Origin of the sequence: Acinetobacter sp. 197 (genome assembly GCF_048148385.1) — a bacterium.
GTDB lineage: Bacteria > Pseudomonadota > Gammaproteobacteria > Pseudomonadales > Moraxellaceae > Acinetobacter > Acinetobacter pecorum.
Map to the genome: position 1 here is coordinate 445,856 of NZ_JAYWZK010000001.1, position 20,489 is coordinate 466,344.

The window sequence follows — 20,489 nt, forward strand, 5'->3', positions numbered from 1 at the left end:
GCAACAAAAAAAGCACACTACAGAAGGTGTGCTTAAGCTATTTCTCGTGAAATTTATTTCAATATAATTATTTTAAAAATTTACGGCTCACCAGGAACTGTTCGGTCGCTTCAAGCAGTTTCTGGGCATAAACCTCCTGTTTGGCAGTCAACCACCCCAGAACAAACCAGTCACTCGCTTCCAGCTCAGTTTGCTGAATATAGACCGCCGAAGATGCCAAGGTTTGATATTCATCGGCTGCCAGTTGTGCATCATTCAGTGCTTTGCTGTATTTTTGCAAATTTTTGACGTCATAGATTGTGGTTAAAATCGGAAAGCTGAATTTAAGCTCCTGAATCCGGCCAGCCAATTGATCCAGACTATCAAAATCCGTGATGTCCGTCTGGTTCATCTGTTCCTGTAAAGCCTTATATTGCTGTTGCAAGGTGGTTTGTGCCGCAGTTTTTAAATCCGGAGAAGCATGCTCATTTTCACTTAAACTGAACATCAGCAATTCCAGATAATGATGCACATTCTGGGTGGACTTGACCAGATTGCCCAGTTTCTCCTGAGCATAAAGAATATCTTTAGTCAGGTTTTCTGTGGTAGTGGGATTTTGCAGGAAGCCCGCCAGGCTATTTTGCATATGCTGTAAATGTTGCAGGTGCTCAAATTGCTGCTTAAAAGCCGCCAGCTGATGTGCCCATTTGTCGGAAAGCTGAGGATGCCAGTCTTTGAACAGCAGCAGGGTCAGATGCAGCTGATCCAGTGCCAGTTGTGCCTGATCAATATGTTCCTGCTCTGCAATCTGATCCGCGATTGCCGCAATATTTGGTAATAAATGCTGCATCTGCTGTGCAATCAGACTGCACATGGTTTTACTGGCACTGTCTTTTTTACTGATCTGGAATTCTTTGCTGAGAGTCGCAGGACTAACCCGCTGTGAAGCAGCCAATAAATTACCTATTTCGGCCTTGCTGCGGACATCGAGCCAGAGCTGGTATTTCTTGACCCATTCAAAACTAAAAGCCAGCAGATGCTGAATGGAACCATTCTTTAGCTCGAACTCGACTTCATGTACCTGTTGCTCGGCATGCTGTGTGCGAATCTGTCCAATATCCAGACTAACTTCAACCTGCGTGTCTTCATATTCAATCACCCTTAAAGTACGGGAAATGTCAGTTTCGAACTGTAGCTGCAGATCATCAAACTGGTCGCCAAGCGCATTGCTGAGAATTGCCCAAGCTTCGGGATATTCATTGTAAATATCTAGATTCAATTCTGGAGGTGTAGCGAGTTCTCCTAAGTTATGATTATGTTCAAAACGCTCGATATGGCTTTTGCCGACCGCTTTCAACGTTTGCACCCAACATGTGCCTTCCAGACGTTGACGCAGTGCTACTCCGTGCCGGGCCAGTTGGCGGTCGGCAGTATCATAATATTTCGCTTGAAGCTGGATCTGTTGAGACTTTTTCGGATCAAGTGCCTTGAGCAGCGCAGTGCGTCGTGCCGCAGGAATCTGGAACTTGAGTTCAACTTCAACCATGAGAATCATCCTATCTGTTCAGTATAAGCATGCACTGAATCTTCACTTGAATAAGGTTATGAAAAGGCGGACAGCAGCCGTACTTATAGTTTTGATGTGCGCGTAGCAGATTGTAACCAAAATCAAAATACATGTAAGACTTGACCTGAACATAAAAATTTTGAACAGAAGTTTTAAGATTCATTTTTATTGGTTCGTATGGGCCTCAAATGATAGTGATCAGGGTGTCCCGAGGACATTCGAAAAGCAGAGAAGTACAGATTTAAAAAACTGTTATTTGGCTAAAATATACGCTAAGGTAAAACAAAAACGTCAGGATGATGAGCAATGAATGTACAAGTACAACCAGAAAGAAATAACGTGGTCGCGGTTCAGCCACAGATGCCGATTAAAAATTATCATGAATTTTATCGCTTCTATTTGACCGAGCATCGACATATTGTCAGTCGCCGTCTGCATGTGGCAGGCAGTAGCATTGGACTATACTGTTTTGCCAAAGCCATTCGCCAAGGCAAGCCTAGATATTTTGCCTATGGGCTGCTGTCTGGTTATGCCTGTGCCTGGGTTGGTCATTTTATTTTTGAGCGCAATAAACCGGCCAGTTTTAAACAACCGCTATATAGTTTTATCTCGGACTGGAGGATGTTTGCAGATGTTCTACGTGGCAATATCAGTCTGCTTGACCAAAAACACGATAAGATTTCCAGTTGAGCGAAAAATACGTTCATCGGAATGTGTGCGTTTAAAGCATGAAATTTCGATAAAAGACTTGCAAGTCTAGATTTATTATTCTAATAATTGTGTTATTGCTGATCCAGCTTTTTGATCAAACGTTATATTTTAATGAATACATCAGTTTTCCAAGCCTGGAGCGACCTTCTCCAGGCTTTTTTTATATTTCTTTAATAATGATTAAGTTTCAATAACTTAATTAAAATTTTGACTAAATGGTTATAGGCGAAAAATGTTCGAACTTGAACCGAAAGTAAAAGAACCCATCTGGCTTTGAGACATCTCTTCCTTATAAAAGAATACTTAAAAATGCAAGAGAGAATGTGAGCAACACAAATAATTATTTTTTATTTCTAAGCTTATTTAAGTTACTTTCTGCCGATCGGGCTACCTCTCAAGATATAGGGACATTTGAAATTTAACGGATCAAGTGTTCTAAATACCTGCAAATTTGTTGCTGTTCAGGCTCGAAAATAGCAGGACTGCGGAAATCAAACCCAGTTATGCCTATAATAGAGCCATCCTAGCAAGTGGCGAGCAAGATGCGCGGTTTATATTTAATTACCAATGATGATCCCTTAGAGCTTTTGTTGGCAAAGTTAGAAGGTGCCATGGCCAATGGTGGTGTTGCGGTCTTGCAATATCGTCGTAAAAAAGTGGCGAAAGAAGATCAAATTTACGAAATCGAGTATATGAAAGCCATGTGTGCTGAATATGGTGTACCTTTCGTAATTAATGATGATCTTGAAATGGCGGTTAAATACGGCGTGGGTGTGCATTTGGGCCAGGATGATGGTTCTATTGTCGATGCTGTAGCACGTTTGCCTAAAGGCGTGTTGATTGGCCGTAGTTGTAATAACTCACTTGAGCTGGCTGAACAGGCCATTGCTGATGGTGCAAATTATGTGGCATTCGGCGCAATCTATGCTACTGACAGTAAGCCAGAAGCCGGTAATATTGGTCTGGAAACCTTAAAACTGGCCAAAGAGAAATTAAATGTACCTTTATGTGCCATCGGCGGTTTAACGGTTGAAAATTCTAAAGAAGTCATTGAGTCAGGTGCGGATTATTGCGCGGTGATTAGTGATATATTGGGACTACCGATGAATGCCATTCCTGAACGTTTAGATGAATGGTCTGCGCTTTTTCAAGCTACAGCATAAAATTTTTTGATTGATTTAATTTTGAGTCGAGTGCCTTCATGAGCTTATCTCCAAAGCAAGAACAACTGTTCAAACAAGCCAATAAACACATCCCGGGTGGTGTCAATTCACCTGTACGTGCATTTAATGGAGTCGGTGGTACACCGGTCTTTATCGAAAAAGCCCAAGGTGCCTATCTCTATGATGTAGATGGCAAGCGTTATGTGGACTATGTAGGTTCATGGGGGCCGATGATTCTGGGCCATGCGCATCCAGCGATTATTAAAGCCGTTCAGGATGCTGCAGTAGACGGTTTGAGCTTTGGTGCGCCCACAGTTCATGAAACCACGCTAGCAGACATTATCTGCGAGATCATGCCATCGATCGAGCTGGTTCGTATGACCAACTCAGGTACAGAAGCGACCATGACCGCGATCCGTCTGGCACGTGGCTATACTGGCCGTGACAAAATTGTAAAATTTGAAGGGTGTTATCACGGTCACTCCGATTCATTATTGGTAAAGGCCGGTTCAGGCTTGTTGACCAGTGGAGAAGGGGAAGCGACATCTGCAGGGGTTCCGGCGGATTTTGCCAAACACACCTTAACCCTTCCATATAATGACATCGCCACTTTAAAAGAATGCTTTGCCAAATTTGGTTCAGAAATTGCCGGCGTGATTGTTGAGCCAGTCGCAGGCAACATGAACCTGGTGAAACCAATTGACGGTTTCCTGCAAGCGATTCGTGATGTCTGTGATGAACATGGTTCAGTGTTTATTATTGATGAAGTGATGACAGGTTTTCGTGTTGGGCTGGGTGGCGCACAGGCTCATTATGGTGTGACTCCGGATTTAACCACACTGGGTAAAATTATTGGTGCAGGTCTGCCAGTGGGCGCTTTCGGTGGCAAGCGTGAAGTGATGGAATGTATTGCACCACTGGGTAAAGTATACCAAGCAGGTACGTTGTCGGGTAATCCGCTGGCGATGCGTGCCGGGATTGAGATGTTTAAACATCTGCGTGAACCAGGTTTCTACGAGAAACTGTCTGCTCAACTTGAGAAGCTGCTGGTTGGCTTGCAAGCTGCTGCGGATGAAGCAGGCATTCCATTCAAGACACAACAGGTTGGTGGCATGTTTGGTCTGTACTTTACCGACCAGGAAGACATCACCAGCTTTGATTCGATGTTGAAATGTGATGTCGATGCTTTCCGTAAATTCTTCCATGGTATGCTCGATCGTGGCGTAAACCTTGCGCCTTCAGCATTTGAAGCCGGCTTTATGTCAGCAGCACATTCTGATGAAGATATCGAATTTACCATTCAGGCCGCAAAAGAAACTTTTGCTGAGATGAAAGGATAAATTTTAATTTTTTAAATCCTCCCTAACCCTCCTTTTAAAAAGGAGGGAACCTCAACTGAATAAATAAAGTTCCCCTCTTTACTAAAGAGGGGTTAGGGGAGATTACATTTAAAATTCGAGACTATTTTTCATGAAAACCAAACATTATTTGACTTTAAGTGATGCGGAATTTTTATTAGATGCAGCGCACCAATATGCGATGCAGAATAGCTTTAATGTCAGCATTACTGTAGTGGATGAGACCGGTAATTTGCTGGTAATGAAGCGTATGGATGGCGCAGCACCAATGACTGCAAATCTGGCGATTGAAAAAGCCAAATGCTCTGCCATGAGTCGCCGTCCATCCAAGCTGTTTGAAGATATTATCAAAGGCGGACAGATGGGTTTTCTGACCATGGAGACTTTCTCGGGGATGCTAGAAGGCGGTGAACCAATTCTGTACCAAGGGCAGTTGGTCGGTGCGATGGGCGTGTCAGGTGTAAAGTCATTTCAGGATGCAGAAATTGCGCAGGTAGCGATTGAGAGGTTTTTGGCGAAGTTTTCCTAATTTTTAATAAACCTTTACCAGTTAAATAAAATAAATTAATTTTGATTGGTATATAGATAAGAATGGAACGCAAAAAAAGATATTAAAAAACCTAAGTCAGTAGGCTTGGGTTTTTAATATAAATTAAGGGTTTGACTTACATTGGATGAAAAAATAGAGTTTTGTATTTCTTGTATGATGTTTTTTAGAAAATTTTAAAATAGATTGTTAAATAATCATTTAATTCCAGTCAGGATAAAAGTATTCAAATAAAGAACCTTTTATTATTTTACCAATCTTTAGTCACTTCTTCCGGATAACCTCGTTTAAAATGATGTCTCCATGGATAAGCTGTCGATCCATCTTCTAGTTTTATGCGTGATGTTGAACCCAGATTCTTCGCTGGACTCCCAACATAAATTGAATCTTTTTCAGTGATACCTTTTACACAACTGTGAGCACCTATTAAGCAACCTTCAGATATTATGGCACCTGGTAAAATAACACTCATCGTGCATATAGATACAAAGTCTTCAACAGTTACTCCCATCTGTATCTCACTTGGTGGGTAGGGATCATTTGTTAAAACCACGTAGGGGAAGATCCAGACAAAATTTCCAATTTTACTATGTTGTCCAATATGCACATTGCTATGAAAACGGACATAATCACCAATTTCACAATGTCCCTGTAAATCACACAAAGTTCCTATTTGCAGGTTCTTACCAGCTAAAACTTTTTCTCTGACAGTTACTCTGTGACCTGTTATGAGTCCATCACCAAATACAGACCCTTCATAAAATATACTATGGGATCTAATGTGTGAATTTTTACCTAAGACTAGTTTTTGACCTTCTGATAAGTGATTATCCACTCCTAATTCACAAAAGGCACCGATAAAAGAATCATCACCAATTTCAACATTGTCATAAATTATAGTATTGGCACCTATCGTAATGTTCTTACCCAAAATAGCTTTCTCTGAAATAATGGCTGTTGGATGTATTGAATTATTCATAATTAATAAAATCTCAACTAATAAGCAGCACATATTAAAAAACTAAATTTGCGAATTGAGTAATTAACAAAAATGATCGCTATAATTCTTATATTTCATACTCAATATTTTCTAGTTTTTGACTTCCTTTAACATAGTAGGTATTTAAGGGTAAATAATCATCTACTTTTACATATCTACAAAACTCTATTTTCATTTAATAGAAAAAAATTTTATGCGAAATTAATTTAAAAAAAAGGAATACTAATAACCATGAGATTATTACCACACAGTCTATGCTTTCTGCCTGTGCGCTTGCCAATAATGCCATCAAAACCAGCCGGTTATTCGAGTAAGAGACTTATCGGCTTAAGCAGTATGCGGGTTAGGGTAGATTGTTTAACTTAAATAACTCACCTGTAATAAAAATCAGGAGAGTGCACTTTAGAATTTCTAGAAACTATTTTGGCTTTAACTTTATTTTTGGTAAATTTAAACCGTAATACAATGAAAATAAACGGATTAAAGTGCAGGTAATTATAGCAATCCAAATACTATAAGTAGATGAAATAACACCACTTGAACCTAAAACTTCAATTGCAGCACCTATCATCGCAGCACTTGCATAGATTTCTTTCGTAAATATAATCGGTGTACGTCTGCATAAAATATCCCGCAGGCATCCTCCACCCACCGCACTTATGCAGCCCATGATAATTGAAAGTTGTACGCTACCGGTATGAGCATAAGTCTTATTTGCCCCAAAGGCTGCAAAAAATCCCAATCCCAAGGCATCAAATAATAAAGACGCTTTATCTAAAGAATAAACTATATTTTGAAATAAAATACTGAGTAGGAATGCCAGAAATATTGCAATGAAATATTCTTCATTAATGAGGCCTGAGGGAGGTGTGGCGGAAAGGCATAAATCTCGAAGAACGCCTCCACCAATTGCAGTAATAGCAGTTAAAGAGAATATCCCAAAAATATCATATTTTTTTTGTATACCTAGCATTGCTCCACTTAAGGCAAAAACAAAAGTTCCAGCTAAATCAATATAGTGAAGTAAAATATCCATAGGCTTTAAGATTTACTATATGTCGGTAATTGACGGTTTTTTTATGTGGCTAGCGTTTTTAGAATATTTTTGATCTTATAGTGTTAATCAGAAATTTATTAATTTATATAATTTAGGCTAGCATACAGCAATGTTGTACGAAGCTAAATAGAAGTTCTCTCATGCTATACCCAATGCCCAAAAAAATCCAACTTGCGCCATCTCAAGCCAAATGGCAGCTATCATCGACACAATCGGTGCTGGTACTGGTGGGACTGCAAAATATAAGGATGATGTCAGGCATAGAGAGCAGTGATCTTATGGCTAACCTGATCCAGACCAGCAATAAAGCCAAAGCACTGGACATTCCTGTTGTCGATCTCTATGGCGATGACCTGATACAGGGCATGCAGCAACTCGGCGAATATGCCTCAACTCATTCGCAGCTGATTTTTGCCGGGCAAGTGACGCCGATGCTGAAACAGATATTACCGCATCTGCAAAGCGTGACTGAGCAAATATGTATTATCGATGATGCCATGTTGATGTCCAGTCAGGAGCAGCATATCCAGTGGATCGAGAATATCTCGGCACAAGGCTTGCATCACATGAACAGCTATAGCCTGACGCGATTATGGAACTTGAGTGCGCCGTCAGAATATATATTGTCCAGCAAAGGCATCATGCTAGCAGTGGCTGAACAGCTAGATATGGATGCACTGGATATTGATCCCCATGTCGACCTCAGACAGTATGGACTGGATTCGGTTGCAGTGGTCAGTCTGGTTGGTATATGGCGTGCCAATGGTGCAAATATCCGTTATGAAGATGTACTACAGTATCCATCTTTGCATGCGTTGGTAGGCTTCATTCTACAATCCTCCGCTTGATGGACTATGATTGAGCATTTTTATGCGCTAAATCGGAAATTTCATCACCATTTACACAAATGCGCATTGTAATTATTGGCTAAGCTTTCTATCATTGCCGCCTTGTTTTTTCGCGATCAGCCTGGGATTGAACTTTGAGTAATTTTCTAACCGAACATCTGATACATCGTGATGACGATTTCATGGTCATCCACAAACCTGCAGGTTTACTCACAGTTCCCGGTAAAACAGAAGATTTACAAGATTGCCTGATCAATCGTCTGATCAAACTAGAACCTAAAACTTTACTGATCCATCGGCTGGACCGCGACACTTCCGGTATTTTAATCTTTGGTCTGAGCAAGTGGGGACAAAAAACCATTTCCCGCCAGTTTCAGGAACGCCAGACCGATAAAACCTATCAGGCAGTCGTGGCAGGTACATTAGCAGGCGAAGGTACTGTTGAGGTGCCCGTTGTGTATGATCCAAGCCGTCCGCCTTTACATATCGCAGATCCCGCACATCATAAACCGGCCATTACACATTGGCAGGCAGTTGAACATTTTGAAATTCAGGGGCAACCCGTGACCCGGGTGAAACTGACGCCAGTTACCGGTCGTTCGCATCAGTTACGTGTGCATATGCAATATCTCGGACATCCGATTATTGGCGATACTTTATATGCATCGCCTGAACATCAACAGCTTAGCTCACGTCTATGTTTACATGCTGAACGTTTGAGTTTTTATCATCCTCAAACAGAGCAGCTGGTCGAATTTTATTGTCCGGCGCCATTCTAGGAAATACTTATTTATTCGACGTGAATTATGCTCACTTTTTAGTGAGCTTTATGTCAAAATACATTGCTTGAAGGTGTGGAATTTTGCTCCAATGACGTTCCGTGATTGAGCCTAATATTCATAATCTTGTACTTAAGATAAAGGTGGAAAAATTGCAGCAATTTGCTATTGGTCAACGTTGGTTATCAGATACTGAAACAGAACTCGGTTTAGGCGTTCTTATTGATGTTGATGAGCGGTCGGTCAGCATTTTATTCCCAAAAAGCGATGAAACCCGCGTCTATGCACGCAGCAATGCCCCCTTATCTCGTATCATATTTAATGTGAATGATGAATTACAGGATCAGGAAGGTGTTACCTGGACTGTTGAATCAGTAGAAGACCGTAACGGCGTGGTGCGTTATCAGGTAGTACGCACTCTTGAAGATGGCACAGAAGAACGTAAGGCACTGAATGAAACCCGTCTTGGTGCGACTATCCAGCTGTCTAGGCCTTTAGATCGTTTATTGGCTAGTCAGATTGATTATAAAGAATGGTATGACCTGCGTATTGAAGCATTGCTGATGCAGGCCAATATGCAGAGCAGTCCGCTGCGTGGTTTGGTCGGTTCGCGTGTCGGCCTGATTCCCCACCAACTCTATATTGCCCATGAAGTCGGTCAGCGTTTTGCACCCCGTGTATTGCTGGCAGATGAAGTGGGTCTGGGTAAAACCATTGAAGCTGGCCTGATCATCCATCAACAACTCAAAACCGGCCGGTCTGAACGTATCCTGATCTTGGTGCCAGATTCACTGCAGTACCAGTGGATGATTGAGATGCGCCGTCGTTTCAATCTTGAATTCTCGCTGTTTGATTTGACCCGTACTGCTTCGATCAAAGAACATGATCCTGATCTGAATCCGTTCCTGACCGAACAAAAGATTATTGCTTCTGTCGATTTGATGGTTGACCATGAAGATCTTCGGGAGCAGGCACTTGAAGCCGGTTTTGATTTGCTGGTAGTTGATGAAGCGCATCATTTGATGTGGAGTGAAGAAGAAGGCGGCAACGACCGTTATGATCTGGTCGAAGAGCTGGCTGAACATACGCCAGGTGTATTGTTATTGACAGCGACACCTGAACAGCTCGGTGTGGAAAGTCATTTTGCACGCCTGCGTTTGCTCGATCCGCAACGTTTTAACTCGCTGGATCGTTTCCTAGATGAAGAAGCGCAATATCAGCATACGGCTAAAATTGCAGAAGTGTTAATGTCAGACATGCCGCTAGAAGCTGAGCATTTCGCTGCGATTGAGACCTTATTAGGACATCCGATTGAGGATCTTCCCGAGCAGCGTTTCCGTGCGATTCATGAGCTTTTAGACCGTCATGGAACAGGCCGTATTCTGTTCCGTAATACGCGTGAAGCAATTCAAGGCTTCCCGGGACGTGACTGTCAGCCCGCACCATTGCCGGCACCAGAACACTGGTCAAAAGACGGCAAACTGCGTGAGCAAATGTGGCCTGAAGAAGCCCAGCTGGATGGCGCGTGGATGGAAACTGATCCACGCGTGATGTGGTTGATGGAAAAGCTGCGTACAGACCTGAAACACAAGAAAGTATTACTGATTGCCCGAAGCGGTCCAGTGGTTGAAGCGCTGGAAAATGTGTTGCGTTTACATGCAGGTATTCGTACTGCGATGTTCCATGAAGGTATGAGTCTGCTGGAACGTGACCAAGCGGCGGCTTATTTCGCTGAAGATTCGTATGGCGCACAGATTCTCCTGTGTTCGGAAATTGGTTCAGAAGGGCGTAACTTCCAGTTTGCTTCTGATCTGATTCTGTTTGACTTGCCCGCAAATCCGGATGTGCTGGAACAGCGTATTGGCCGTCTGGACCGTATTGGCCAGGAAAACCGTATCCAGATTCATGTGCCTTATCTGGTGGGTACGGCGCAAGAGCGTATGTTCCGCTGGTATAACGAAGCCTTGAATATTTTCAGCAATATTTCACCAACTGCACAAACTCTGCAAGAAAACTTTATTGTTGCCTTGAAAGACTGTCTGCTTGCAGACAAAGGTCAGGAATTTGAAGACCTGCTGGAAGAGGTCAGCGTGCAGCGTGAAGCTTTGGAAGCAGAATTGCAGCAAGGCCGTGACCGTTTACTAGAGTACAATTCATGCCGTCCAGTGGTAGCACAGGAAATTGTCAACGCGCTTGAAGATTATGATGATAATACCACTTTGCCAATGTTCATGAAGCGCTTCATGGCATCGACCAATATCGACTTTGATGAACAAAGCAATGGTACCGTGATCATCAAGCCTACCGATCAGATGCAGGTTCAAGGTTTGACTCTGGACGAGGAAGGCATGACAGCCACCTTCTATCGTGATCAGGCACAAATCCGTGAAGATGCGCAATACCTGACACTGGAACATCCATTTACTGAAAGCGTGATGGAAATGATCAATACCCAAGGCTTTGGTAGTACCAATGTAGCAGTACTAAAATCTGCGGCGTTGCCACAAGGTTCGGTATTGCTAGAAGTCTGGTTCAAGGTCGATGTGGTTGCACCGAAAGCATTGAACTTGCCATCTAGCCTGCCGCAACAGTTAATCCGTGTCTTGCTCAGTGAAAAAGGTCAGGATCTCTCCCAGAAGATTGCACCAGAAATCCTGAAGCCTTATCTACATCATTTGGATGGCAATAGCTGTCGTCAGGTGGTGAAAGCACGTCGTGATGTGATTGAAGCGCGTTATCAGCAGGCACTTGAACTGGCACGCAGTGCTTTGCCAGGCTTCAAGCAGCAAGCCAAAGAAGTGTATGGCAATAAATGGCAATATGAAATTGATCGCCTGACCTATCTGAAACAGTTCAACCCAAGTATCCGTGAAGATGAAATTGCACGTTTACAGAAATTGCAGAAAGAAGGTTTAAGCTTACTGGATGGTCTATCGGTTACGCCTGAAGCCATTCAAGTGATGGTTGTGGTTAAGCCTTAAGCTTTAAATCATTAAAAAATGCAGCTTTCGGGCTGCTTTTTTATGGCCAATACCTATTTATTGTCTTTTGATCAGGAAATGCTGGCCTGTTATTTTTCTCCTGTTTAAAATTGGCCTACTGACTGATAAGAATTATAAAATATGTCAAAAGCACTGATTACTCTTGGCACAAAGACCAGTCATGGCGGCATGGTGACTGAATGTGAACCCTCTTTTTTGATTCATGGTGTTGCCGTACATTTAAATGGCATGAAGCATTATTGTCCCAAATGTCTAACTACCGTTAGCGCGATCGCTAGTGAATTGTCTGTTACTGTTCAAGGACGAGCCGTTGTCATTGCAGGAGATAAGACCAGTTGCGGGGCGATTTTTCTACCCATGCAGCATTTGACTGTATCGCAGAAATAAGTCTGTTATTTTTCTAGAGATAGCGAGAAGTGACTTTGAGGTCATGCGTTGAGCATTTTTGTACTGCCAAATTAATACGCAGCGCATTAAGCTTGGCTTACGATTTCAGGATGAATACGCACTGCGTTTAAAAAATAATGAAGCAAGCCCTACATTTTACTCATGCCAATGGCATCCCTGCTGCAACTTACCAGAAGTTTCTGGACTATTTTCAGCAAGACTATGAAGTCAAAGCGATTCCATTTATCGGCATGAATCCGCAATATCCGATTACGCGAGACTGGCGTTATCTGGTCGATGAAGTCATTGCAGATATCGAGCAGCAGTTTTCTCAGCAACAGGTGATTGGTCTAGGGCATTCCTTTGGTGGTCTGGTAACCCTGATGGCAGCGTATCGACGTCCAGAACTGTTTTCCAAACTGGTCATCATGGATCCACCGTTTGTGATTGGAAAAAACAGCGCCATATTTGAACTGATTAAAAAGCTGAATCTGAAAAGTATCGATCGTTATACACCCGCAGGAATTACACTAAAACGCAAGGATCATTGGCCATCGAAACAGGTCGCGATTGAAGCTTTGCGATCTAACCGTCTGTTTAAAAATTTCGATGAGCAGTGTTTTGCTGATTATATCGAGAGCGGTATTCAGCCAGAATCTGAACGCGGTGGGGTGACGTTAACCATTCCCAAACAGGTAGAAGCTGAAATTTTCCGGACTGTACCCGCATGGTGGTGGAGAACGCCACGCCGAGCGCCTGAAGTGCCGATGCATCTGATTACTGCCGAGCAGAGCCAGTTTTATCAGCAGGGTTTGCCACAAGGGATGCACAAGATTTACCAGATTGATTATTCAGTGGTCGAAGGTGGACATATGTTCCCTCTTGAGCATCCAGAAGCTACTGCAAAGGTAGTCAAAGCCCAACTTGCACTTTTATGATCGGCACAAAAAAAGAGACATTGATTACGTCTCTTTTATATCCTTTTACGCCATGAAAAATTAACGTAACTGAGAGTCTTCCAGATGGCGTGCACCTTCAAGAATCATCCGAATCATGATCATAGTCTGTTCGGCAATTTCTTTGCGGTCTTCAGCGGGTATATCAATCACATTGGCACCCATGTTGAACACCAGCTGTGTAATCGCTTTGGCGGCAATGTCAGCATGTAGCAGCTTTTTATTATTCAGACGTTCCAGACGGATCAGGTCATCTTGCAGTTCTTGCTGGAAATAATTCAATTGACGCTCTACCGCCTGTTTATAAGACTTGGAGCCGGTATAACCTTCACGCAATAACAGGCTTAGATTGCCTTCATCGGCATCGAGCTGGGCAATAAAAATTTCTACAGAACTACGGATGATGCTGTTCTGGCGGGAAGCTTGCAGTCGTGCCTCATTCAAAATCTGACGCAATACAATCCCCGCACGATCTATCAGCTCAATGGCCAGTTCATCAATATCTTTAAAATGACGATAGAAACTGTTTGGGGCAATACCGGCTTCACGTGCTACTTCACGCAAACTTAAAGAAGCGATGCTCTTTTGTGGTCCAATCAGATTCAAGGCAGCCTGAAATAGCTCTTCCTTGGTAATGGTAGCCTTGCGACCGACACTCCGTACGATAATCGGCTCATCAATGCTTTTCGATTGTAGTAAAGATGCATCACTGCTTATTTTCATTGAAGGCTCGTTCATCGATAGGTTCATGCATGACATTTTATTATAACCGAGCTAGTCAAGCTTGTGAAACGATTAGAAACAATACGATTGTATATACAAATATATATACATGTGTATAATAATTAAAACCCCAAGGTGATGTCACAAACGATGCATGTACTGCAAAAACTTAAAATGCCATTGAATACACTGTCTGATAGTGTGATTGATCAGCATGCAATTAATTTCTGGATTCAGAAACTCAATCCTGTGTGGTCGTTGAATCAGCCATTAGGCAAGATCGTGCATATAGAAAATGCAGCACAGGATATGCTGAGTCTGAAAATTCAGGTGAATCGCTTATTTAAGTTTGGTGAAGCAGGGCAGCATCATCCGGTTTATGTGGTGGTAAACGGTATCCGTTATGAACGTAGCTATAGTTTGACCCGTGTAGATGCGCAACATGTTTTATTGACCGTGAAAAAAGTCAATGCCGGTAAAGTCAGTACTTGGTTGGCAGAACAGGCACAAGTAGGTGATGTGATCGAATTTGGTCAGCCTTATGGTGATATGACGTTGCCTGCGCAGACGAGTCCATTGATTCTGCTTGCTGCAGGGAGTGGTATTACTCCAATGCTCAGTATGCTGGAAAGCTTGAGCAAAAAAGGTGAACTATCTGCACCGGTCACTCTCTGGTACTGGGTTAAAAAAGATCAAGATGCCGCATTTAAAGTACGGTTTGAAGAACTTGCTCAGAAACATGCAAATTTCTCATTTCATGTGTATGCCACTCAAGAACAGCCACCTGCTGCGCGTCTGGATGAAACCTATCTGACCGATCTGCAAAATCTGGAAAATAGCATTGTATATTGCTGTGGTCCTTCAGGTTTTGTATCTAAAGCAGAACAGCTTTTTACTCAGGCAAAACAGTTTAAAGGTGAAGCCTTCAGCATGAGTTTGGCGGATCTATCGGATACCGGCTTTATTAATGTTACCCTGACCCAGTCGAAAAAAACGGTCAGCATTCCAAAAGGCCAGTCCATTCTGGTGAGCCTGGAACAGCAAAATATTAAACCGACCCATGGTTGTCGTATGGGCATTTGTAATAAATGTGCCTGCAATAAAGTAGAGGGTTCGACCAAGAATCTGGTCAACGGTTCGCAAAATACCGAGCCCGGCAACCTGCTCAAAATTTGTATTAACTCAGCGCAGACTGACCTTGTCATCGACTTATAAGCGAGTTTTATCCTATGAATATGCCAGTAAAATTACAGTATTTTAAAAATCCTAAAAACCGTGAATTAACCCAGTTTGAACTTGATGAACTTGCACGTGAACTCGATGCGATTAAGCAAGAAGTGCTAGATGACCTGGGTGAAAAAGACGCCAAATATATTCGCCGTGTCTATTCAACTATTCGTTATTCGTCGATTGCCGGTCGCGCCTTGTTATTTGCAGGCTGGTTCCCGCCAGCATGGCTATTGGGTACAGGTCTCTTGGGCTTTGCCAAAATTATGGAAAATATGGAACTGGGTCATAATGTCATGCATGGTCAGTATGACTGGATGAATGATCCTAAACTCAATGGTCAGACCTATGAATGGGATATCGTAGGGACTTCAGACAACTGGCGTCAAACCCATAACTTTAAGCATCATACCTATACCAATATTAAGGGTATGGATGATGATATCGGTTATGGCCTATTACGCCTGTTCCCCGAACAGCGCTGGAAACCGGGCTATTTATTGCAACCGATTTATGCAGTGCCATTCTGTTTATTGTTCCAGTGGGGCGTTGCAATTCAGAATCTTGAATTGGGTAAATACTTCAAAGGCCGTAAAAGCAAAGAGCAGACCAAAGAAGAATGGCGTCCAATGCAGAATAAAATCGGTAAGCAGTTGTTTAAAGATTATGTATTCTTCCCACTCATTGCCGGTCCTGCGGCTTTACCGGTTTTAACCGGCAATATGGTGGCCAATGGTCTGCGTAATATCTGGACCTTTAGTATTATTTTCTGTGGCCACTTTACCAAAGATGTAGAAGTATTCCCGAAATCAGTACTGCAAAATGAAAGTCGTGGTCATTGGTATATGCGCCAGATTCGTGGTTCATCCAACCTGACCGGTTCTGAGGCTTTCCATATTTTAACCGGCCATTTAAGTCATCAGATTGAACATCATCTGTATCCTGATGTGCCTGCACGTCGCTATCGCCAAATGGCACCGAAAGTTCAGGCTGTTTGTGAAAAATATGGTTTGAACTATAACAATGCCAGCTTGGTAAAACAGTACGGCAGTGTGATCAAACGTATTGTGAAATATGCATTTCCGTTTAAGAAATAATTTTTCTTAAAGCTAAAAAACCACTTCATTTGAAGTGGTTTTTTTATTTAGGAGGCTAATACTTACAGGAAGTAAAAGCCCTGATTGCGAAGCTATTTAAGATGATTTCAAGGCATAAAGTAAAAAAGTTAATCTGCCATTTATAGCGTTGTCTAAAGGCATTTAGTTGGTTAACCCTATAGAATGGAAAGGACTAATATGGCATCGAATGAGCTGAAATATTAATTTTTGGAAGCTGTTGATCTTGACCCTCAAAATAGCTTTGCTGCGCCAGACTGAGCATTTCTATATCTTCCTTGCTATTCCCATAAGCATAAATTTCAGCATAATTATCCAGATTATATTTTTCTAGAATTCTAATTTTCTTTTGTGTGTTACTACAGTCAGGAGTTTGATAAAACCCTGTCAATTTCCCTGCTTTGATTTCAACTTCGCTACAGATTAAATCGATATTTAAATAGCTGCAGACCGGTTTTAAATATAAATCCAGAGATGCGGAAACTAGCACCACTTCATGGCCTAATTCTTGATGTTGCCTAAGCTGTTCTAATAATTTCGGATTTAACTTGAATATTAGTTGTTGCGCATAATCCTGAGCTAATTGCAGAATTTCCCCTGCATCACTGTTTTTAAACATGCTGGCATACAATTTGGGTCGCATGCGATGTGCCGGATAGAAATTTAAATAATAGGCCTGAATCCATGGCAAAATTTGCATGCCGCGTTTCACAATATGCCGTTTTCTTAAGGCATGGAAAATGAACCCGGTAAAGCTATCATGCAGATACAGGGTTCCATCAAAATCAAATAAGGCTAGAGTTTTAGATTCTTGATTTTGCGCATGCATGTTTGATATCGACCATCGACGCGGGTAGCAAACCAGTTAGTATTATAATCACGACTTAATTTTGGTCCGGAAATGACCACTTCCGGCATAATGGCATAGATTGGATCTTTACCCGTCTTTTCCTGATAGAGCTTGCTAACGCCACGATAAGTCATGGTGTCTTCAAAATCTTTCTCTTTTTCCTTTTTTAAATCGGCACGGATTTGACGTTCAGTAATAATAAAATTATTTTTGGCAAAGACACTGATCAACTCGCGCTCGGACTGGCTCTTTTGCGAGCGGGATGCTCCATCTTTCGTATATAGCAATAAATCGCCATCCAGATCGAGTTCGGCCTCAGTTAAATCATTCAGCATGCTCTGAAAAGCTGCATTTCGACTGGAATACATGCCCGAGTTATAGTCCGCAAAACGGTAAATCGGCTTGTCATAATCCGCCGGATACATCATCAGGCGATGAATCCCATAATACAGACCGCCATATTGACTGTAGAGATCGGTACGCAGCTCTGCAATATTGCCGCCTTGGCGTTTATGCTCTTTGGCATAGCTGATATGCACTTGCATTGAACCCAATGTAGTAATCGGATTCATTTTCTCAGCAATATTCTGCCCGACCAGTTTGGCAGCACCAGTGAGTGCGCTGACATGATAATGCTTCGACATATAGTCAAATATTTCACGATATAGCTCATCCAGTTCCCGTTCAGTTTTGACCCGGCGCATCTGACTCAGGAAGTTGTCTTCAGGACTTGGATGATTTTTAAGAACTTCCTGAAAATATCCAGCAACTGTTCCACCAATTGCATCACCAAGTTTGTCTTTGAATTTTTCATCAAGACGGCCTTGAACTTCCTTAACCGCTTTTTCACCCAAACCCGGAACAGTAGGATCTGCAACAAAGTTAGATTCCTGATCAACTACTGCCACAATGGTGCAGACATTTTCCTTGGTTTGAGGAATGCCAAGCTGTTCAGTAATATCGTAAATATCTTGTGCCCAAGCTTCACGTTGATTGACACGGCTTGGAATAGCTTTGCGAATATGTTCAACTTCAAGTGTTGGTTCATCATCTTTTGACCACCATGAACCGTTGCCACAGCCAGCAAGACTTAAAGAAAGTGCGAGCACAGACAATGACTGAAGAGAAAAACAAGAGGTAAAAGTTTTATTCATGGTGCGGTAAATTAACTGAAAAGATGAGTGAATAAGACAGATGCAGTATACTATGCTCACCAAAAAAGTGATGAATTTATATGTATATTGGTCCTTATCAACTGTCAAACAATTTGATTGTCGCTCCCATGGCAGGTGGGATAGATTAATCACATATACATTATAAAAATTATTATTTATTAGTATCTTATTGAATAGCCGCATGGTGCAAGGTGCAAAATAGGTGCAACCATGCGGCAATTAATCAATAATTTAGCAATCAATGGTTCATTGCTACCCAGTCTTTCTTAGACTCTTTTTGTATTGCCTCAAGCCAGAATGCTACATCACTTAGATGAACATAAAAAGGTGAGTTACGTCCATCGGACTTGAATGCAGGAAATGGAAGAGTGCATTTATTTGCGCGCTTATTTGCCTGTTCAATTGTAAGATGAGGCAAGTAATCAGGCAAGAGCTCTTCAAGTTTGATTACAGGTTTACGATACTTCATGAGTAACATAAAACTGATATCAACCGGATCATCAATTTTCATAGCTGCTCCCATTATGAAATCTCCTTCAAACTTTGTTTTACTGATTCCGGTAACCCGAAAAAATCATTTAGAGTTTTGTCAAATTCACCGCTTGCAATGAATTGATCCATGCAGTTTTCAGGCTTCTGGTTCTTTGCGATGTAGCTGCTCAATTTGTGATAAATCTGATCAACATTAGAATTATCCACGCCCACTAAAATACATTCACCTTCTTGCCAAGATCGGTAGCCAAAGCTAACAGCAGGCGAATTCTCTACGATATTCAAAAATGATAAATACTGTTGAGGCGTGAGAATTAGATCGAACGGCTTCTCTTTGTACAACTCATCAATGATGTAGTTCGCCACCTGGATGTTTGTTTGTTGAATTTCAGTCATTGGCTTGTTCCTCCACATCAGCTTTTCGATACTCGCTGCCCAGAATTTCAATAGCTACTGGCGCAGCCTTGAGTGATGTTTCGAACTTAAAATATTCGCCCTTTTTCCAAGACAAACCATAACCAGAACTCCAAGGCAAAACATCTTCAGCCAGAATGATCTTATTCAGCTCATCATAGGTCATGGACTTTGGCTTCATGGCATCATATTCAGCCTTGTGCTCCTTGGCAGTAGCGCGAGGTAAAACAGCTAAATAACCACTTTTGTGCTTTGATGTTTTCCATTTTGTTTTGTCAATTTCAGCCTTTGGGTCTGCCGACATATTGAAGAAACGAAGACCATTTTGAATGCTGTCATGTGTTTGATGCATTTCAAAACCATAGTGCTTACAAAGCTTTGTGACTTGCTCATAAAAAGCATCACGCTTATCCATAAAAGCATCAATTTTCGCCAAGGTTTCAGCATCTTCAATTTTGTAAAAACAGGTTTGTTTAGTCATTGGTCTGGCTCCTGTGCTTTAACTTCACCACTCAACTTTTCATAAATTGACTGAAGCAAGTTATTAGCGGCTCTTTCTGTATTGCTCAAACCATTATCAAAATAGCAATCAATATCATGAAGTATTGAATTGACATCCAATTGAGCCGGCACCGCTTGGGCTTTGGCTTGCCATGCGCTCCATGCCATATTTATAGACTCAGTACATTCGCCTAGATCATTTTCATAACTTTGAGTTTGTTCATCAAAATATGTTTGCTCGTGACGTTCAACATCAAAGTTTTGCTCACAAAAATTTTGAAACGCTTCTCTTTCTTTCTGAAAATCCATCACGCCACCTTCACATCTAAATAATCAGGGTTATCCAGGTGTTCTTCATATTCATCGAATAGCACCTGGCATGCTGCATTACCTGTTAAATCTTTCTTTAAAAGCACATAACTCAGTGTCTTGCGTGTGCCTTTACCCGAAAACGTCGAACTGCCATCTGCAAGTTCATTTTTGATATAACCCAATTTTTCTAGCCAAAGCTTAAAGCCAACTTCATGCTTCTTTTTAATTCTGAAGATCATCTGTACCCCCAGGTGTTCGCAAAATTTCGAAGGCAATCATCAATACCGAATAGGTTGATGTTGCGGTAAGTTCTAACCCGACCTTTG

General features: G+C 41.9%; 22 protein-coding genes and 1 pseudogene. 12 read left to right on the forward strand and 11 right to left on the reverse strand.

Going from position 1 to position 20,489, the window contains the following annotated elements:
- Positions 1–67: 67 nt before the first annotated feature.
- A complete protein-coding gene (locus tag VXQ11_RS02140) occupies positions 68–1,525 on the reverse strand; it encodes a CYTH domain-containing protein (RefSeq protein ID WP_416705287.1) in 1,458 nt (485 codons plus the stop codon).
- Between the two features lie 327 nt (positions 1,526–1,852).
- Between VXQ11_RS02140 and VXQ11_RS02145 the strand changes: the two genes are divergently transcribed.
- The 4 genes from VXQ11_RS02145 to VXQ11_RS02160 all read left to right on the forward strand — a co-directional run bounded on the left by VXQ11_RS02145 (position 1,853) and on the right by VXQ11_RS02160 (position 5,307).
- Complete coding sequence (locus tag VXQ11_RS02145) at positions 1,853–2,236, forward strand: Mpo1-like protein (RefSeq protein WP_416705288.1); 384 nt, start codon at positions 1,853–1,855, stop codon at positions 2,234–2,236.
- Between the two features lie 563 nt (positions 2,237–2,799).
- A complete protein-coding gene (gene thiE / locus VXQ11_RS02150; RefSeq protein WP_064095883.1) occupies positions 2,800–3,420 on the forward strand; it encodes a thiamine phosphate synthase in 621 nt (206 codons plus the stop codon).
- Between the two features lie 38 nt (positions 3,421–3,458).
- The gene (hemL, locus tag VXQ11_RS02155; RefSeq protein ID WP_064095884.1) at positions 3,459–4,760 is read left to right on the forward strand and encodes a glutamate-1-semialdehyde 2,1-aminomutase; all 1,302 of its coding nucleotides are present in this window, start codon (positions 3,459–3,461) and stop codon (positions 4,758–4,760) included.
- Between the two features lie 130 nt (positions 4,761–4,890).
- On the forward strand, positions 4,891–5,307 hold the full coding sequence (locus VXQ11_RS02160; protein WP_416705289.1) for a GlcG/HbpS family heme-binding protein: 417 nt from the start codon (positions 4,891–4,893) through the stop codon (positions 5,305–5,307).
- Between the two features lie 268 nt (positions 5,308–5,575).
- Here the strand turns inward: VXQ11_RS02160 and VXQ11_RS02165 are convergent, their stop codons facing one another.
- Together VXQ11_RS02165 and VXQ11_RS02170 are read right to left on the reverse strand one after the other, a co-directional pair.
- Positions 5,576–6,304, reverse strand: coding sequence for an N-acetyltransferase (locus tag VXQ11_RS02165; protein WP_416682256.1), 729 nt, complete (start codon positions 6,302–6,304; stop codon positions 5,576–5,578).
- A gap of 439 nt (positions 6,305–6,743) precedes the next feature.
- The gene (locus tag VXQ11_RS02170) at positions 6,744–7,361 is read right to left on the reverse strand and encodes a trimeric intracellular cation channel family protein (RefSeq protein ID WP_416682258.1); all 618 of its coding nucleotides are present in this window, start codon (positions 7,359–7,361) and stop codon (positions 6,744–6,746) included.
- A 161-nt stretch (positions 7,362–7,522) separates the two neighbouring features.
- Here VXQ11_RS02170 and VXQ11_RS02175 point away from each other — a divergent pair, with 161 nt between their 5' ends.
- The 5 genes from VXQ11_RS02175 (at position 7,523) to VXQ11_RS02195 (ending at position 13,336) form a co-directional block, all read left to right on the forward strand.
- Positions 7,523–8,230 (forward strand): phosphopantetheine-binding protein, encoded by a 708-nt coding sequence (locus VXQ11_RS02175; protein WP_416682260.1) that lies wholly within the window; start codon positions 7,523–7,525, stop codon positions 8,228–8,230.
- Positions 8,231–8,364: 134 nt separating this feature from the next.
- Entirely contained in the window at positions 8,365–9,009 is a 645-nt protein-coding gene (locus tag VXQ11_RS02180; RefSeq protein ID WP_416682261.1) for an RluA family pseudouridine synthase, read from the forward strand.
- A gap of 143 nt (positions 9,010–9,152) precedes the next feature.
- Complete coding sequence (rapA, locus tag VXQ11_RS02185; protein ID WP_416705290.1) at positions 9,153–11,990, forward strand: RNA polymerase-associated protein RapA; 2,838 nt, start codon at positions 9,153–9,155, stop codon at positions 11,988–11,990.
- 141 nt (positions 11,991–12,131) lie between these two features.
- On the forward strand, positions 12,132–12,398 hold the full coding sequence (locus tag VXQ11_RS02190) for a PAAR domain-containing protein (RefSeq protein WP_416705291.1): 267 nt from the start codon (positions 12,132–12,134) through the stop codon (positions 12,396–12,398).
- Positions 12,399–12,535: 137 nt separating this feature from the next.
- Positions 12,536–13,336: an alpha/beta fold hydrolase gene (locus VXQ11_RS02195; RefSeq protein ID WP_416682265.1), complete on the forward strand. Its 801-nt coding sequence runs from the start codon at positions 12,536–12,538 to the stop codon at positions 13,334–13,336.
- Between the two features lie 60 nt (positions 13,337–13,396).
- Here VXQ11_RS02195 and fabR read toward each other — a convergent pair whose 3' ends face one another.
- Complete coding sequence (fabR, locus tag VXQ11_RS02200; RefSeq protein WP_144723920.1) at positions 13,397–14,077, reverse strand: HTH-type transcriptional repressor FabR; 681 nt, start codon at positions 14,075–14,077, stop codon at positions 13,397–13,399.
- A 150-nt stretch (positions 14,078–14,227) separates the two neighbouring features.
- Between fabR and VXQ11_RS02205 the strand changes: the two genes are divergently transcribed.
- Positions 14,228–15,292: a flavin reductase family protein gene (locus VXQ11_RS02205; protein ID WP_416705339.1), complete on the forward strand. Its 1,065-nt coding sequence runs from the start codon at positions 14,228–14,230 to the stop codon at positions 15,290–15,292.
- Positions 15,293–15,306: 14 nt separating this feature from the next.
- A complete protein-coding gene (locus tag VXQ11_RS02210) occupies positions 15,307–16,401 on the forward strand; it encodes a fatty acid desaturase family protein (RefSeq protein ID WP_004279989.1) in 1,095 nt (364 codons plus the stop codon).
- A 193-nt stretch (positions 16,402–16,594) separates the two neighbouring features.
- Here the strand turns inward: VXQ11_RS02210 and VXQ11_RS02215 are convergent, their stop codons facing one another.
- Together VXQ11_RS02215 and VXQ11_RS02220 are read right to left on the reverse strand one after the other, a co-directional pair.
- Positions 16,595–17,248 carry an HAD-IB family hydrolase gene (locus tag VXQ11_RS02215; RefSeq protein WP_416705292.1) on the reverse strand — a complete coding sequence of 218 codons (654 nt, stop codon included), beginning with the start codon at positions 17,246–17,248 and terminating at the stop codon, positions 16,595–16,597.
- Positions 17,215–18,423, reverse strand: a complete 1,209-nt coding sequence (locus tag VXQ11_RS02220; RefSeq protein WP_416705293.1) for a DUF1615 family protein — start codon at positions 18,421–18,423, stop codon at positions 17,215–17,217. The genes VXQ11_RS02215 and VXQ11_RS02220 overlap by 34 nt, the downstream gene beginning before the upstream one ends.
- Before the next feature lie 80 nt (positions 18,424–18,503).
- Here VXQ11_RS02220 and VXQ11_RS02225 point away from each other — a divergent pair.
- Positions 18,504–18,569 (forward strand): annotated as a pseudogene (locus VXQ11_RS02225) (hypothetical protein); the annotation flags it as partial.
- 113 nt (positions 18,570–18,682) lie between these two features.
- Here VXQ11_RS02225 and VXQ11_RS02230 read toward each other — a convergent pair.
- From VXQ11_RS02230 to VXQ11_RS02250, 5 genes are read right to left on the reverse strand one after another with little or no spacing between them, the layout of a single operon-like run.
- Positions 18,683–18,955, reverse strand: coding sequence for a pyocin activator PrtN family protein (locus tag VXQ11_RS02230; RefSeq protein ID WP_228145466.1), 273 nt, complete (start codon positions 18,953–18,955; stop codon positions 18,683–18,685).
- A gap of 11 nt (positions 18,956–18,966) precedes the next feature.
- Positions 18,967–19,332, reverse strand: a complete 366-nt coding sequence (locus VXQ11_RS02235; RefSeq protein WP_180086226.1) for a hypothetical protein — start codon at positions 19,330–19,332, stop codon at positions 18,967–18,969.
- Entirely contained in the window at positions 19,325–19,831 is a 507-nt protein-coding gene (locus tag VXQ11_RS02240; protein ID WP_416705294.1) for a hypothetical protein, read from the reverse strand. The genes VXQ11_RS02235 and VXQ11_RS02240 overlap by 8 nt, the downstream gene beginning before the upstream one ends.
- On the reverse strand, positions 19,828–20,160 hold the full coding sequence (locus tag VXQ11_RS02245; protein ID WP_416705295.1) for a hypothetical protein: 333 nt from the start codon (positions 20,158–20,160) through the stop codon (positions 19,828–19,830). Before VXQ11_RS02245 ends, VXQ11_RS02240 begins: the two co-directional genes overlap by 4 nt.
- Positions 20,160–20,402 (reverse strand): hypothetical protein, encoded by a 243-nt coding sequence (locus tag VXQ11_RS02250; protein WP_077670427.1) that lies wholly within the window; start codon positions 20,400–20,402, stop codon positions 20,160–20,162. The genes VXQ11_RS02245 and VXQ11_RS02250 overlap by 1 nt, the downstream gene beginning before the upstream one ends.
- Positions 20,403–20,489 lie beyond the last annotated feature (87 nt).

Coding starts and splice junctions, on each gene's coding strand:
- VXQ11_RS02140 (WP_416705287.1), bottom strand. CDS start 1,525: ATGGTTGAAGTTGAACTCAAGTTCCAGATTCCTGCGGCACGACGCACT.
- VXQ11_RS02145 (WP_416705288.1), top strand. CDS start 1,853: ATGAATGTACAAGTACAACCAGAAAGAAATAACGTGGTCGCGGTTCAG.
- thiE (WP_064095883.1), top strand. CDS start 2,800: ATGCGCGGTTTATATTTAATTACCAATGATGATCCCTTAGAGCTTTTG.
- hemL (WP_064095884.1), top strand. CDS start 3,459: ATGAGCTTATCTCCAAAGCAAGAACAACTGTTCAAACAAGCCAATAAA.
- VXQ11_RS02160 (WP_416705289.1), top strand. CDS start 4,891: ATGAAAACCAAACATTATTTGACTTTAAGTGATGCGGAATTTTTATTA.
- VXQ11_RS02165 (WP_416682256.1), bottom strand. CDS start 6,304: ATGAATAATTCAATACATCCAACAGCCATTATTTCAGAGAAAGCTATT.
- VXQ11_RS02170 (WP_416682258.1), bottom strand. CDS start 7,361: ATGGATATTTTACTTCACTATATTGATTTAGCTGGAACTTTTGTTTTT.
- VXQ11_RS02175 (WP_416682260.1), top strand. CDS start 7,523: ATGCTATACCCAATGCCCAAAAAAATCCAACTTGCGCCATCTCAAGCC.
- VXQ11_RS02190 (WP_416705291.1), top strand. CDS start 12,132: ATGTCAAAAGCACTGATTACTCTTGGCACAAAGACCAGTCATGGCGGC.
- VXQ11_RS02195 (WP_416682265.1), top strand. CDS start 12,536: ATGAAGCAAGCCCTACATTTTACTCATGCCAATGGCATCCCTGCTGCA.
- fabR (WP_144723920.1), bottom strand. CDS start 14,077: ATGAAAATAAGCAGTGATGCATCTTTACTACAATCGAAAAGCATTGAT.
- VXQ11_RS02205 (WP_416705339.1), top strand. CDS start 14,228: ATGCATGTACTGCAAAAACTTAAAATGCCATTGAATACACTGTCTGAT.
- VXQ11_RS02210 (WP_004279989.1), top strand. CDS start 15,307: ATGAATATGCCAGTAAAATTACAGTATTTTAAAAATCCTAAAAACCGT.
- VXQ11_RS02215 (WP_416705292.1), bottom strand. CDS start 17,248: ATGCATGCGCAAAATCAAGAATCTAAAACTCTAGCCTTATTTGATTTT.
- VXQ11_RS02220 (WP_416705293.1), bottom strand. CDS start 18,423: ATGAATAAAACTTTTACCTCTTGTTTTTCTCTTCAGTCATTGTCTGTG.
- VXQ11_RS02230 (WP_228145466.1), bottom strand. CDS start 18,955: ATGAAAATTGATGATCCGGTTGATATCAGTTTTATGTTACTCATGAAG.
- VXQ11_RS02235 (WP_180086226.1), bottom strand. CDS start 19,332: ATGACTGAAATTCAACAAACAAACATCCAGGTGGCGAACTACATCATT.
- VXQ11_RS02240 (WP_416705294.1), bottom strand. CDS start 19,831: ATGACTAAACAAACCTGTTTTTACAAAATTGAAGATGCTGAAACCTTG.
- VXQ11_RS02245 (WP_416705295.1), bottom strand. CDS start 20,160: ATGGATTTTCAGAAAGAAAGAGAAGCGTTTCAAAATTTTTGTGAGCAA.
- VXQ11_RS02250 (WP_077670427.1), bottom strand. CDS start 20,402: ATGATCTTCAGAATTAAAAAGAAGCATGAAGTTGGCTTTAAGCTTTGG.